At 73.1% G+C, this 12,612-nt stretch carries 13 protein-coding genes and 1 pseudogene; 7 read left to right on the top strand and 7 right to left on the bottom strand.

Annotation, left to right across the window (positions count from 1 at the left end):
* Positions 1 to 170: 170 nt before the first annotated feature.
* On the top strand, positions 171 to 1,256 hold the full coding sequence (locus AB0M30_RS15420; RefSeq protein ID WP_364584504.1) for a serine hydrolase domain-containing protein: 1,086 nt from the start codon (positions 171 to 173) through the stop codon (positions 1,254 to 1,256).
* Positions 1,257 to 1,260: 4 nt separating this feature from the next.
* Here AB0M30_RS15420 and AB0M30_RS15415 read toward each other — a convergent pair whose 3' ends face one another.
* On the bottom strand, positions 1,261 to 2,892 hold the full coding sequence (locus AB0M30_RS15415; RefSeq protein WP_364584503.1) for a DUF2079 domain-containing protein: 1,632 nt from the start codon (positions 2,890 to 2,892) through the stop codon (positions 1,261 to 1,263).
* A gap of 149 nt (positions 2,893 to 3,041) precedes the next feature.
* Entirely contained in the window at positions 3,042 to 3,473 is a 432-nt protein-coding gene (locus tag AB0M30_RS15410) for a MerR family transcriptional regulator (RefSeq protein WP_364584501.1), read from the bottom strand.
* Positions 3,474 to 3,497: 24 nt separating this feature from the next.
* Here AB0M30_RS15410 and AB0M30_RS15405 point away from each other — a divergent pair, with 24 nt between their 5' ends.
* On the top strand, positions 3,498 to 4,910 hold the full coding sequence (locus AB0M30_RS15405; protein WP_364584499.1) for an MFS transporter: 1,413 nt from the start codon (positions 3,498 to 3,500) through the stop codon (positions 4,908 to 4,910).
* On the opposite strand, the gene AB0M30_RS15400 is transcribed toward AB0M30_RS15405, so the two are convergent.
* Positions 4,885 to 5,169 carry a ubiquitin-like small modifier protein 1 gene (locus tag AB0M30_RS15400; RefSeq protein ID WP_360182619.1) on the bottom strand — a complete coding sequence of 95 codons (285 nt, stop codon included), beginning with the start codon at positions 5,167 to 5,169 and terminating at the stop codon, positions 4,885 to 4,887. The genes AB0M30_RS15405 and AB0M30_RS15400 overlap by 26 nt on opposite strands.
* 3 nt (positions 5,170 to 5,172) lie before the next feature.
* Entirely contained in the window at positions 5,173 to 6,255 is a 1,083-nt protein-coding gene (locus AB0M30_RS15395; RefSeq protein WP_364584497.1) for an exo-alpha-sialidase, read from the bottom strand.
* Between the two features lie 163 nt (positions 6,256 to 6,418).
* Here AB0M30_RS15395 and AB0M30_RS15390 point away from each other — a divergent pair, with 163 nt between their 5' ends.
* Genes AB0M30_RS15390 through AB0M30_RS15380 form a run of 3 tightly spaced genes read left to right on the top strand, consistent with a single transcriptional unit; the run spans position 6,419 to position 8,395 of the window.
* Complete coding sequence (locus AB0M30_RS15390) at positions 6,419 to 6,790, top strand: YciI family protein (protein ID WP_364584495.1); 372 nt, start codon at positions 6,419 to 6,421, stop codon at positions 6,788 to 6,790.
* Between the two features lie 50 nt (positions 6,791 to 6,840).
* Complete coding sequence (locus tag AB0M30_RS15385; protein WP_364584493.1) at positions 6,841 to 7,656, top strand: NAD(P)H-binding protein; 816 nt, start codon at positions 6,841 to 6,843, stop codon at positions 7,654 to 7,656.
* A 4-nt stretch (positions 7,657 to 7,660) separates the two neighbouring features.
* Entirely contained in the window at positions 7,661 to 8,395 is a 735-nt protein-coding gene (locus tag AB0M30_RS15380; protein WP_364584491.1) for a hypothetical protein, read from the top strand.
* A gap of 269 nt (positions 8,396 to 8,664) precedes the next feature.
* Here the strand turns inward: AB0M30_RS15380 and AB0M30_RS15375 are convergent, their stop codons facing one another.
* Genes AB0M30_RS15375 through AB0M30_RS15365 form a run of 3 tightly spaced genes read right to left on the bottom strand, consistent with a single transcriptional unit; the run spans position 8,665 to position 10,294 of the window.
* Positions 8,665 to 9,627, bottom strand: a complete 963-nt coding sequence (locus AB0M30_RS15375) for an NAD(P)-dependent alcohol dehydrogenase (protein ID WP_364584489.1) — start codon at positions 9,625 to 9,627, stop codon at positions 8,665 to 8,667.
* Positions 9,624 to 9,848, bottom strand: coding sequence for a helix-turn-helix transcriptional regulator (locus tag AB0M30_RS15370; protein ID WP_364584487.1), 225 nt, complete (start codon positions 9,846 to 9,848; stop codon positions 9,624 to 9,626). The genes AB0M30_RS15375 and AB0M30_RS15370 overlap by 4 nt, the downstream gene beginning before the upstream one ends.
* Positions 9,842 to 10,294 (bottom strand): hypothetical protein, encoded by a 453-nt coding sequence (locus AB0M30_RS15365; RefSeq protein ID WP_364584486.1) that lies wholly within the window; start codon positions 10,292 to 10,294, stop codon positions 9,842 to 9,844. Before AB0M30_RS15365 ends, AB0M30_RS15370 begins: the two co-directional genes overlap by 7 nt.
* Before the next feature lie 105 nt (positions 10,295 to 10,399).
* On the opposite strand from AB0M30_RS15365, the gene AB0M30_RS15360 reads away from it, so the two are divergent.
* On the top strand, positions 10,400 to 10,750 hold the full coding sequence (locus AB0M30_RS15360; protein ID WP_364584484.1) for a YciI family protein: 351 nt from the start codon (positions 10,400 to 10,402) through the stop codon (positions 10,748 to 10,750).
* Between the two features lie 5 nt (positions 10,751 to 10,755).
* Positions 10,756 to 12,011, top strand: a pseudogene (locus AB0M30_RS15355) (RNA polymerase sigma factor).
* Positions 12,012 to 12,612 lie beyond the last annotated feature (601 nt).

The following is a 12,612-nucleotide window of genomic DNA, read 5'->3' as shown; positions in this document are numbered from 1 at the left end:
ACCTCCGATGTGCTCCATCCGGAGCACTGGAGCCATCGTTGCACCTGCGCGCCCGGGCGGCGCACTACAAGTTGATAAAGGAAATTTCGTGGAGAATGCGCGGCCGGCCATTTTTCCGCGCCGCCTAATTCGGTGGCGCCGCCGGCGGCGACGGGGTTAAGTCGATTCCCATGGTGCAGGTGCACGGGACGTGCGATGAACGGTTCCACGAGGTGCGCGACGCGCTGGCGGAGTCCTTGGCCAAGGACGATGTCGGCGCCTCGGTGGCGGTCGTCTTCCGCGGTGAGCCCGTGGTCGATCTCTGGGGCGGGTACGCCGATGCCGGGCGAACCGTGGCCTGGGAACGGGACACGATCACCAACGTCTGGTCCAGCACCAAGACGATGATCGCCTTGTGCGCCTTGATCCTCGCCGATCGCGGGGAGCTGGACCTCGAGGCGCCGCTCGTCCGGTACTGGCCGGAGTTCGGCGCGCAGGACGTGCGGGTGCGGCACGTCCTTTCGCACACTTCGGGGCTGCCCGTCTGGGACACGCCCATCACCCTCGGCGATCTGGGCGACCCGCCGAAGGTCACCGCGCTGCTGGCCGCGCAGGAACCGCGGTGGAAGCCGGGCGAAATCGGCTGCTACCACGCGCTCACGCAAGGGTTTCTGCTCGGCGAGGTGGTCCGGCGGGTCACCGGGAAGACGATCGGCGCGTTCTTCGCCGCGGAGGTCGCCGGCCCGCTGGGCGCGGACTTCCACATCGGACTGCCCGAGCGCCACCACCACCGCGTCGCGCCGTCCCTCGCCCCGCCCGGGGGGATGACCGTGCCGCCGCCCACCGAGCACTTCGACGTCGCGCCCAATCCCGAACTGGTGCCCGAGGACACGAACACCGCGGCGTGGCGGCGCGCGGAGATCCCGTCGGGGGCCGGCTACGGCAACGCCCGGTCGGTCGCGGCCGTCCAGGCGGTCCTTTCGGCCGGCGGGACCGCCGGCGGGGTGCGGCTGCTGTCGCGGGCCGGGTGCGAGCGGGCCCTGGAGGAGCAGTACCACGGGCTCGACCACGGCCTGGGCGTGCCGATGCGGTACGGCATGGGCTACGGCATCAGCGGCCGCAACTGCTTCTGGGGCGGCATGGGCGGTTCGCTGGTGTTCAACGACCTCGACGCCGGGCTCACCATCGCCTACGCGATGAACCAGATGCTCGACGCCATCGTGGGCGACGGCCGGGGCATGAGCATGGTGACCGCGGCTTACGGCGGCCTGGGCTGACGCGTCAGCCGATCCGGTACAGGCGCCCGTCACGGACCGCGAGCACGGTGAGCGGCCCGTTCGTGGGCCCCGCCGTCGCCTGCCAGGCCGTCGCGCCCGGTGCGGCGGCCTGGCCGGCGGTGAGCGGCAGGCCCGCGCTGCCGCCGCCGGTGACCGTGCCGGCCGGGTCGGTGACGAGCACGCAGTCCGGCGGCGTGCCGTCGAAGGCCACCCAGCCGGTGAGGACCGCGCCGGGGTCGGTGGCCGGAGCGTCGAGCGCTCCGCGCACCGGCTGGGCCGTGCTCAGGGCGACGTGGTCGCCGAGTTCGGGGCCGTGGCAGCCCAGGGTGAAGGTGTCGGTGAACGGGTAGACCCGCAGCGCGCGGGCCGCGGGGCGGGCGGCGCGCTGGATGTGCAGCGCCTCCAGTGCTGCCGGGGCGTCGACGCGCAGCGCGACCGCGGACAGGCTGAGCGGCGCGTAACTCCGTCGGACGAGGTCGGCCTTGCCGCCACCGATCGCGTGTGTCACCAGCGCCAGGGTGACGACGGCCGCGACGACGTAGCGGTGTGGCCACTGTGGACGGTGCAGGGTGGCCGGCACCGTCAGCGCGATCGTCGCCAGCGCCGCGACCAGGACGTACCGGCTGATGAGCCCGACGTTGCCGCCGGGCACGTTCGCCGTGGTGCGGCCGAGCGCCAGCATGGCCGCCAGCGCGAAGGCGTAGAGCGCCAGTCCGGCCCAGCCCGCGTCCGCCGCCGCCCGGGTGGTGATCGTCCGGCGCAGCAGCAGGCCGAGCAGGGCGAGCGTGAGCCCGCCGGCGATCACCGCGACGACGGCGACGTCGACCGACCACAGCCCGCCGGCCGCGGCCGCGGCGACGGAGAGGCGGCTGTCGGGATCGAAGGCCGACGTCGCGCCCGACTGCGTCCCGGCGGGCTTGGTCAGCCACCACGCGCCCAGGACGGCCACGCCGGCCGCGGCCGGGATCGCGGCCCGGAGCCGGGATTCCCCGCGCAGCCAGGCGACGAAGGCGACCACGAACCAGATCGGCAACGCGGCGCCGAAGCAGAGACATCCCACGACGGCGGCCGCGCACGCGCCGGCCAGGCGCCCGCGATGAGCGCAGGCGACGGCGATCGTGCATGCGGTCACCGCGGGCACCCAGCTGATGCCGTTGGTGCCCTGCACCCAGAGTTCGGTGGCGTGGGAGGAGAACAGCAGCCACGAAATGGCGGCCGTCAGCGCGCCGCGGGCGGGGTGCTCGGGCAGCATCGTCCGCAGCGCCAGCACGGCGACCGCGAGCAGGGCGACGGTCAGGACGGTGAGGGCGCGGTTGTCGCCGCCGAACCACGCCGCGTCGGCGTAGAACAGCAGGGACGGCACGACGAACGGCTGGTCGAGGTGGTAGGTGAAGACCTGGCCGAGCAGGAGATCGCCGTTGTCGTCGGTGATCTTGGCGAAGACGTGCCAGTAGTCGAGCAGCACGTGCATCTTCGGCGCCCGCACCGCGGCCAGCAGCGCCAGACCGGCGGGCAGGGCGGCGAAGAGCCACCACCCGAGGACCGGCAGCCGCCCCGCCGCACGCCGTCCGGCGACCCGCGGGATCGGCGCGGTGACGTCCACGGCGAGGGCGTCGGCGAGCGCTGGCTGGGGCATCGGTCTCCTGCCGGAACGAGGTGTGGTCCGGCGGCGGCCGGACCGCCGGGCATCGTATCCGGCGGCGGTGGCTCGGAGATCCTCCTGCTCGATTTCCCGGCGTCGCCGCGGTCGTCTGCCGCGCCGCCGAAGGGCGAGGCGCTTCGGACTTACTCGGGCGCCGGTGCCCACAGGCCGTCCGCGTCGCCCGCTTCCAGGCGGCCCCGGTACACGCCGATCTTGTGGTCGATCAGCACCAGGTTCTCCTGCAGTTCCGCCAGCTTCGCCAGCACGTCGGCGCGGTGCTCCTCCAGCAGCGCCAGGCGTTCCGGCTCGTTGCCGCGGCCGGCGGCGACCAGGTCCGCGTACCGGCGGATCGTCTTGATCGGCATGCCCGTCGCGCGGAGCTTGGTGCAGATCTTGATCCAGTCGAGGTCCAGCTGCCGGTAGCGGCGCCGGCCGCCGCTCGTGCGGTCGACGCGGGTCACCACCAGGCCCGCTCGTTCGTAGTAGCGCAGCGTGTGCGCGCTGACCCCGGTGCGGCGGGCCGCGTCCGCGATGGTCAGCCCTTCCGCGGGGATCGGCGATTTGACTTCGAGCACGCTCTAAATCCTAGCGTCGATCGCATGAACGTTCCGACCACCAGCCGCCCGGGCCTCGTGCTCGCGATCTGCTGCGCCAGCATCGTCGTCGTGGTGATGGACATCTCCATCGTCACCGTCGCCCTGCCTTCGATCCGCCGTGACCTGGGCGCTTCCGTCTCCGGCCTGCAGTGGACCGTCGACGCCTACACGCTGGTCCTGGCGGCTTTCCTCGTGCTCGGCGGCTCGGCCGCCGACCGGTTCGGCCGCAAGCGCGTCTTCCGGTGCGGGCTGGCCGTCTTCGGCCTCGGGTCGCTGCTGTGCAGCCTGGCGCCGGACATCGGCTGGCTGATCGCGGCCCGCGCGCTGCAGGCCGTCGGCGGCACCATGCTCAACCCGGTCGCGATGGCCATCGTCGCCACCACCTTCCCCGTCCCGGCCGAGCGGGCCCGTGCCATCGGCGTGTTCGGCTCGATGTCCGGCCTGGCGCTGGCGCTCGGGCCGATCCTCGGCGGCGTGCTCGTCGACGGCTTCGGCTGGCGGGCCGTCTTCTGGGTCAACGTCCCGATCGTCGTCGCCGCGCTCGTCGCCACCGCGCTGTTCGTGCCGGAGTCCCGGGCGCTCCGGGCGCGCCGGTTCGACCCGGTGGGGCAGGTGCTCGTGGTGGTCGTGCTCGGCAGCGTCGTCGAAGCCATCGTGGAGGCGCGGTGGCTGGGCTGGACGTCGCCGTGGACCCTCGGCCTGCTCGCCCTCGCCGGGCTGGGCGTGCTGGGCATCCTCGCCTACGAACCCCGCCGCGCCGACCCGCTGCTCGAACTGCGCCTGTTCCGGAGCGTCTCGTTCAGCGGGGCGATCGTGATGGCGCTGTTCGCGCTCTGCGGGTTCGGCGCGTTCCTCTTCGTGACCACGCAGTACCTGCAGGACGTCCGGGGCATGACGGCGCTGTCGGCGGGGCTGTGCCTGCTGCCGGTCGGCGTGCTCGTCGTGGCCCTGTCCCCGAGGACCGGAAAGCTGGTCGGCACGCGCGGGCCGCGGCTGCCGCTCGTCGTCGCCGGGGTCTCGCTCGCGGCCGGCGGCGCCGTGTCGGCGGGACTCGGGCCGGTCACGCCGCTGCCCGTCGTGCTCGCGACCTTCGTGCTGTTCGGCATCTGCTTCGGCACGGTGAACCCGCCGATCACCAACACCGCGGTTTCCGGGATGCCGGGCTCGATGGCGGGGCTGGCCTCCTCGCTGGCCTCCGCCGGCCGGCAGACCGGCACCACGCTGGGGGTCGCGGTGGCCGGCACGATCGCGGGGACGGGCGCCGGCAGCCAGGCCGGCGTGTGGTGGCTGGTCGCCGGGCTCGGGGCCGGTCTCCTCGCCCTGGCGCTGCTGAGCACCGGGCGCCGGGCGGCCGCGACGGCCGACCGGGCGGCCGCGCTGTTCGACGAGCTCAGCCTCCCGCGACCGACGGGATGATCTGCACCTCGGCGTCCTCCCGCAGCACCGTCGCGGTGCCTTCGCGGTGGCGGCACTCCTCGCCGTCGACGTAGAAGTTGACGTACCGGCGCAGCCCGGCCTGCTCGTCGCGCAGCCGCCGCTCGAGCGCCGGGTACCGCTCGGCGAGCGCGTCGAGCAGGCCACCCAGCGTGGCCTGCCCGGCGACCTCGACGTCGAGCCGGGATTCGCCGCCGGCCTTCTCCCGCAGCGTTCCCGGCAGCAGCACGGTGATCCGCACGGTTCACACCCTCGCGGCGCGGACGCTCAGCACGTCGGGCAGGTGTGCCGTGACGAGCTGCCAGCTGTCGCCCTCGTCGCGGCTGGCGTAGACGTCGCCGGTCCGCGAGCCGAAGTACACCCCGGCCGGGTCGGCGTCGTCGGTGCACATCGCGTCGCGCATGACGCCGGCCCAGTACCCGTCCGGCAGGCCCGGCCCCAGCGCCTCCCACGACTTCCCGGCGTCCTCGCTGCGGTACACCCGGCACCGGCCCTCCGGCGGGAACCGCATCGCGTCGGCGACCAGCGGGAACGTGTAGATCACCTCGGGCCGGTCCGGGTGGACGACGATGGGGAAGCCGAAGTCGCTGGGCAGGCCGCCGGCGATGGACTGCCAGGTCGCGCCCGCGTCGTCGCTGCGGTAGACGCCGTGGTGGACCTGGGCGAACAGGCGGTCCGGCTCGGCCGGGTGCCGCGCGACCTTGTGCACGCACTGGCCGTACTCGGGGTACGGGTCGGGCACGTGGACCGCCTTGATCCCGGTGTTGCTCGCCGCCCAGGACTCGCCGCCGTCCTCGGTGCGGTAGACGCCGCCGGTGGACATCGCCACGGTGACGCGGCCGGGGTCGGTGGGGTGCGGGAGCACGGTGTGGACGGCCTTGCCGCCGCCCCCGGGCGTCCAGTGCTCGCGGTGCGGGTGGTCCCACAGGCCGCGGACGAGCTCGTAGGTGCGGCCGCCGTCGGACGAGCGGAACAGGGCGGACGGCTCGGTTCCGGCGTAGACGACGTCCGGCTCGCTCACCGGGCCCGGCACGAGCTGCCACGCCCTGGCCAGGGATTCGCCGGTGTCCGGCGGGAACGCGATCGGCGCGTGGTCGGGCTCGGCCCAGGTGGCGCCCAGGTCGTCGCTGGTGGCCACGCTCGGCCCGAAGTGCTCGCTGGTGACCCCGGCGAGCAGCCGCGGCGCGGCCCGGCGCGTGTCGATGCCGACCGCGTACACCTCGGTCATCGGGTGGTGCGGGCCGGTGACCTCCCAGGTGGCCCGGTCGTCCGTGCTGGTCGCCAGCCACAGACCCTTGCGCGTGCCGATCGCGAGCAGGACGGACATCGGGCACCTTCCTCCGGTGATGCAGGTCACAGGTACTCTGCCGGAAAAATCTCCCCGGGGAAATGTCGAACGCCGGAAGCGGCCGTTCGACGCGGGGGTGAAGGCCGGTCAGCGAGTCCGGGAGGAACCGGGCCCCGGCCGAAAAAACACCAGGGAGCAGACCATGCGTTTCCTCATGATGCACCGCGTCGACGAGAGCGACCCGCAGTCGTGGAACCCCAGCCAGGAGTTCATCGGGAAGATGGGCGCGTTCATCCAGGAGGCGGCGGAGAAGGACATCCTCATCACGGCGGAGGGCGTCCACCCGACGGAGAAGGGCTCGCTGGTCCGCAAGGCCCGCGGCGCCGCGATCCGCGTGACCGACGGGCCGTTCGCCGAGGCCAAGGAGGTCATCGGGGGGTTCGCGCTGATCAACGCGGCGGACCGGGCCGAGGCCGTCGAGTTCGCCAAGCGGTACGTCGAGCTGTTCGACCAGGAAATCGAGGTGGAGATCCGCCAGGTCGTCGAGTTCGACGAAATCCCGACACAGGACTGAGCACCGCCGGTGGCGCTAGGCTGGCCGGAACGGCTCTGGGGGGTTGAGCGATGTTCCTGGTCACCGGCGCCACCGGCAACGTCGGCGCGGAAGTGGTTGCGGCACTCGCGGCCGCGGGCGCCCCGGTCCGGGCGCTGGTGCGCCGGCCGGATGTCCCGCTGCCCGGCGGCGTCGAGGCCGCGGTGGGCGACCTCACCTCGCCCGGCAGCCTCGCGGACGCTCTCAAGGGTATCGAGGGCGTCTTCCTGATGTCCGGCTACGAGGACATGTCCGGCATGCTGCGGGACGCGGGCGTGCGGCGGATCGTGCTGCTGTCCGGCGGATCGGCGGCGCTGGAAGACCTGGACAACGCGGTCTCCCGCTACATGACGCTGTCCGAGCGCGCGGTGCGGGAATCGGGCCTGGACTGGACGTTCCTGCGGCCGCGCGCGTTCATGTCGAACGCCCTGCGCTGGCTGCCGCAGCTGCGTTCCGGCGACACGGTCCGCGTCCAGTTCCCGGACGTCCCGGTGGCGTGCATCGACCCGGCCGACATCGCGGCGGTGGCGGCGCTCGCGCTGGCCGGCGGGCACGAAGGGCGGGTCCACGAGCTGACCGGGCCGGTGGCGATGCGGCCGGTGGAGCAGGTTTCCGTGCTGAGTTCGGTGCTGGGGCGGGACCTCCGGTTCGTGGGGCTGTCCAACGACGAGACGCGCACGGAGCTCGAGGCGGGCATGCCGCGCGAGTACGTCGAGGCGTTCTGGAACTTCTACGTGGACGGGACTTTGGACGAGGCGACGGTGCACCCGACGGTGCCGGAGGTGACCGGGCGGCCGGCGCGGACCTTCGCCGAGTGGGCCGAGGCGCACGCCGGTGCCTTCCGCTGACGCCGTGAAGGGACGCCGGCGGTGGCTGGGCGCCGCGGTCAGCCTGGTCGCGCTCCTCGGAGCCGCGACCCACTTGATCTGGCCCGGGTTGAAGATCGACGCCATCACGGTGCTGCTCGTCGTGGTGGCCCTGGTGCCCTGGCTCGGTGATCTGCTGGAGACCATCGAGCTGCCGGGCGGCTGGAAGGTCAAGTACCGGGACCTCCAGCAGCGGCAGGACGCGCTCGAGCGCACGACCGAGGAGGCGAGCAGCACCGCGCGGGCGGCGCTGGGTGCGGCCCGGGGCGAAGACCTCCCGCCGACGATGGAAACGGTCCGGCTGTTCGCCGAGGAGTACCGGCGGCTGCGCAAGACCCCCCGGCAGCCGGCGCGGACTGCGGAACTGGACCAGTTGTTCGGCACGATGGTGACCGTGCTCCCGCGCGTGCCGGGCTTCGACCCGGTGCAAGCCTTCGGTGACGACGAGGGCGGCATCCGGCTCGCCGGGTACGCCGCGCTCTACGGCAGGCCGGATCCCGCGCTGCTCGAGGAGACGGTGCGGGCCCTCAGCCGGGAGAGCACCGCGTTCATCCAGTACTGGGGCATCCGGACGGTGGCCGCCATGCTCGAACGCGCGGATCCGGGCGACGTGCCCGAAGAGGTCTTCGACCTGCTGCAGGAGCTGCTCGGCCGGCTGCCGAACGGCACTTCGCGGCGCGAACAGCTCGCCCGGCTCCTCGACTCGCGCCGCTACGGCTGACCGCCGCCTTCCGGTGGACGGCCGTTGTGCTCGGCTCTCGGCTACGGCCGTGGTGTGGACCGTCCGCCGTCCCCGTCGGCTGGCCGGGCCGAAGCGGCTCGGCGAGTACCTGGCTGACCAAGTGGCGGCGCGACTGGGCTACGGGCCGGAGCTGACACGCTGTTCCAGGAGTGGATCCGGGCCGGCGGTGGCGACGAACAGCGGATGTGGGCGCGGCCGCCTTCCGGGCACCCCGCCCACGTCGGCCGGGAAGCCGGAGGAGCGCGGCCTCAGGGGAGGAGGACGACCTTGCCCGCCGCGCGTCCGGCGCGGAGGTGGCCGACCGCGACGGCGGCGTCCGCGAGGGGGTAGGTCCGGTCGAGGGCCGGCGTGAGCCGTCCGGTCTCGAGCAATTCGCGCAGGGTCTCGAGGTCCGCGGGCCGGACGCGGGCGACCAGCCCGCACAACCGGTGCCGCACAAAGGGGTTCAGCAGCGCCGCCCGGAAGACGCGCTCGATGCCGCCGAACCACTTGCCGCCTTCGCCGCCGACGATCACGAGCGTGCCGCGCGGGGTCAGCGCCCGGCGCAGGTCGGTCAGCGAACGCAGGCCCGCGGTGTCCAGGATCAGGTCGTACCGCCGCGCCGCGAAGTCTTCCCGCGTGTAGTCCACGACGTGCCCGGCGCCGAGCCCGCGGACCAGGTCCGTCTTGGCGGTGCTGCACACCCCGGTGACGTCCGCGCCGAAGGCCTTGGCCAGCTGCACCGCGAAGGACCCGACGCCGCCGGCCGCGCCGATGACCAGGACGCGTTGCCCGGGCCGGACGCGGCCCACGTCGCGCAGGGCCTGCAGGGCGGTACCGCCGGAGACGAGGACCGCCGCCGCCTCCTCGAACGAGATGCGCTCGGGCTTTGTCGCGACGAGGTCCTGCTTCGCGATGGCGTGCTCGGCGAACGCGCCCTCGCAGACGCCGAACACCTCGTCGCCCGGCCGGACCCGCGTGACGCCGTCGCCGACCTCCTCGACCGTGCCGGCGAAGTCGAGCCCTCGCACCGGCTGCTTCGGCCGGCGCAGCCCGAAACCCAGCAGGCGCAGCAGGTACGACTGACCGGTGGTCAAGTGCCACACGCCCGCGTCGACGCCGGCCGCGTGCACGCGCACGAGGACCTCGCCGGCCGCGGGCGACGGTCTGCCGGCCTCGCTCAGCGCGAGGACGTCCGGGCTGCCGTAACGGTCTTGGACGATGGCTTTCACGACGTCTCCTCCGGGTACTGGAACACTTCTTCGAGCGGAACTCCGAACACGTGCGCGATCCGGAAGGCCATCTCGAGCGACGGCGAGTACCGGCCCTGCTCGATCGCGATGACGGTCTGGCGGGTGACGCCGAGCCGGGTGGCGAGCTCGGCCTGGGTCAGCTGGCCGTGGGCGAAGCGGAGGGCGCGCAGCGAGTTCGTGACGCGGGTCGGCTTCACCACGGCTGGAAACCGCTGAGGTCACTGACGAAGATCCGGGCGATCGACCCGAGGATCGCCGAGAGCGTGAACGCCAGGTAGACGGCGTTGGCGATCCAGAAGTGCGGCGCCTCGGCCATCGCGAGCAGCAGCGCGGCGACGGCGCCGATGACGACGAACGAGTGGCCGACGTATTCGCCGAACCGGCCGATCTCGCGGTCGCGCTGGTCCTTCGCGCCGTCTTTCGAAACCATCGCGGCGGCGATGCTCAGCACGATCGTCGCGACGACGGACGCGCCGACCGTCCACAGCAGCGTCGCGACATAGGGGACTTCGGCCAGCGGGTGCCCGCCGGCCCGGCCGAGGATCAGGACGAGGTACACCGCGTAGCTCGCTATCGCGGCGATCCCGAGGATCCAGGCGCGCTTCTCTTCGTGGGTCACCTCGTCAAGGTAAAACAAACCAGACATCGTGTCAAAGTTTCTTGACATGAAAAAATCTCCGGCGAGGGTGTCCAAGGCGGCGTCGGCCGTTCGTTGTCACCGCGTACGGCAACCGAGCCACTGGAGGATCCCGTGCAGTACCTGATGCTGATCAACGCCTCGCTCGACGCGAACGGCGAGCCCACCGGCTGCAGCACGCCGGACGACTGGATGCTGTTCGACAAGTCCCTGAAGGAAGCCGGCGTGTACGTCGGCGGCAACTCGCTCGCCGACTTCACCACGGCCGCCTCGGTCCGGGTCGACGAGCAGGGGGAGCGGATCGTCACCGACGGGCCGTTCGCCGAATCCCGCGAGGTGCTCGGCGGCTACTTCGTCGTCGACGTGCCGGACTTCGACGTCGCGCTCGACTGGGCGGCGCGCTGCCCGGGGTCCCGCGACGGCGGGCACATCGTCGTGCGGCCGCTCGCTTCCTACGGGGACTGACCGCGGTGGCGGGGCGGGCGGCCGCATCGGTCGAGGAGGTGTTCCGGGAGGAGCGCGGGCTGCTGCTGGCCGCGCTCGTCCGCCGGTTCGGCGACCTCGACCTGGCCGAGGAGGTGACGTCGGAGGCGATCGAGGCGGCGCTGGTGCACTGGCCGGCCGAGGGTGTGCCGCCGAAGCCGGGTGCCTGGCTGATGACGACGGCCCGGCGCAAGGCCGTCGACCGGCTGCGCCGCGACCAGGCCTACGCGGCCCGGCTCGCGGTGCTGCAGGTCGAAGCCGAGCGCCCGGCGCCCGCCCCGCTCGCCGACGGCGGCTTGCCCGACGAGCGGCTCCAGCTGTTCTTCACCTGCGCCCACCCAGCCTTGTCGGCCGAGGACCGCGCGGCGCTGACGTTGCGCTGCCTCGCGGGGTTGACGACCCCGGAGGTGGCGCGCGCGTTCCTGGTCCCGAGCGCGACGATGGGCAAGCGGATCGTGCGCGCGAAGAACCGGATCCGCACGCTGCGGATCCCGTTCCGCGTGCCGGATGCCGCCGAGCTGCCGGGGCGCCTGCCGGGCGCGTGCTGCAGGTCGTCTATTCGATTTTCACGGAGGGCTACGCGGCGAGTTCCGGCCCGGACCTGCAGCGGCTCGACCTGGCGGAGGAGGCGATCCGCCTGGCGCGGATCCTGCGCCGGCTGCTGCCGGGCGAGCGGGAGGTGACGGGCCTGCTGGCGCTGATGCTGCTGATCCACGCCCGCCGCGACGCCCGCACGGGCCCGGACGGCGACCTGATCCTCCTCGACGACCAGGACCGCACCCGCTGGGACGACGCGATGATCTCCGAGGGAGCGGATTTGGTGGTGGCGGCGCTGACGGGAGGCCCACCGGGCCGCTACGGCGTCCAGGCGGCGATCGCGGCCCTGCACGACGAGGCCCCGGACGTGGCGAGCACGGATTGGCCGCAGATCGTGGCGTTGTACGACGTCCTGCGCGGGCTGGCACCCTCACCGGTGGTGGAGCTGAACCGAGCGGTGGCGGTGGCCATGCGCGACGGCCCGGCAGCGGGGCTGGCGTTGCTGGACGGGCTGGCGGAGGAGCCGAGGTTGAGCGGCTACAGCCCCTTCCCGGCGGCGCGGGGCGACTTGCTGAGCCGATTGGGTCGTCATGGGGAGGCGGCGGTGGCGTACCGGGAGGCGCTGGAGCTGGCGGGGACTGAGCCGGAGCGAGTTCATTTGCGGGGCCGGTTGGCTCAGGTGGGGGAGGTGGACGGAGAGCGGTGAGCCAGTTGGCATGCCGCCTCTCCGCGGCGGGTCGCCCGCTTCGGTACGGCGGGCTTCGCCGCACAGGCCTGGCATTGCCCCTGCGCCGCAACGGCTGTGCAGCTTTCCCGAGCGCGGTCGCCTTGCCGGGCGCGCGTCCTGCGCTTCCTGCGCTGCCCTGCGGCTGCCGCTGCGTCGCCGCCTCCGCGCCGCACTGCGGCTGCGCCGCTCGCCGGAGGGCGCGCGCTTCTTGGGCCGCCCTGCCCAACGGTTGCCGCCCACCGTTTCCGCACCGCTGCCGCCGCTTTCCCCAACCGCACTGCGGCCGCGCCGCTTTCCGCGCGTGCCCGCCTCGCCGGGTGCGCTTCCTGCGCCGCCTTGGCTTGTGGCTGCCGCTTCACCGCTTCCCCCGCGCCCACGGCTGCGCCGCAGTGCGGCTGCGCCGCTGCCGCTTTTGCGCCGCAGTGCGGCTGCGCCGCCGCTTTCGCGCTGCCCTGCGGTTGCGCCGTTGCCCTGCGGCTGCGCCGCTAGTGACCCGCACCTGAAATTCGTCGGCAATATCGTGCGAGTGAGTCGATGATCTCTTCGGCGGTCTTGGTCCACACGAACGGCTTGGGGTTCT

This window comes from Amycolatopsis sp. NPDC051716 (genome assembly GCF_040681595.1).
Classification (GTDB): domain Bacteria; phylum Actinomycetota; class Actinomycetes; order Mycobacteriales; family Pseudonocardiaceae; genus Amycolatopsis.
Note: the sequence above shows the minus strand (reverse complement) of the source record. Positions and strands in the feature narration are given on the sequence as shown.

What these genes read in the sequence shown, in the direction of transcription:
- AB0M30_RS15420 (WP_364584504.1), top strand. Translation starts at nt 171, where the DNA reads ATGGTGCAGGTGCACGGGACGTGCGATGAACGGTTCCACGAGGTGCGC.
- AB0M30_RS15415 (WP_364584503.1), bottom strand. Translation starts at nt 2,892, where the DNA reads ATGCCCCAGCCAGCGCTCGCCGACGCCCTCGCCGTGGACGTCACCGCG.
- AB0M30_RS15405 (WP_364584499.1), top strand. Translation starts at nt 3,498, where the DNA reads ATGAACGTTCCGACCACCAGCCGCCCGGGCCTCGTGCTCGCGATCTGC.
- AB0M30_RS15395 (WP_364584497.1), bottom strand. Translation starts at nt 6,255, where the DNA reads ATGTCCGTCCTGCTCGCGATCGGCACGCGCAAGGGTCTGTGGCTGGCG.
- AB0M30_RS15390 (WP_364584495.1), top strand. Translation starts at nt 6,419, where the DNA reads ATGCGTTTCCTCATGATGCACCGCGTCGACGAGAGCGACCCGCAGTCG.
- AB0M30_RS15385 (WP_364584493.1), top strand. Translation starts at nt 6,841, where the DNA reads ATGTTCCTGGTCACCGGCGCCACCGGCAACGTCGGCGCGGAAGTGGTT.
- AB0M30_RS15365 (WP_364584486.1), bottom strand. Translation starts at nt 10,294, where the DNA reads ATGTCTGGTTTGTTTTACCTTGACGAGGTGACCCACGAAGAGAAGCGC.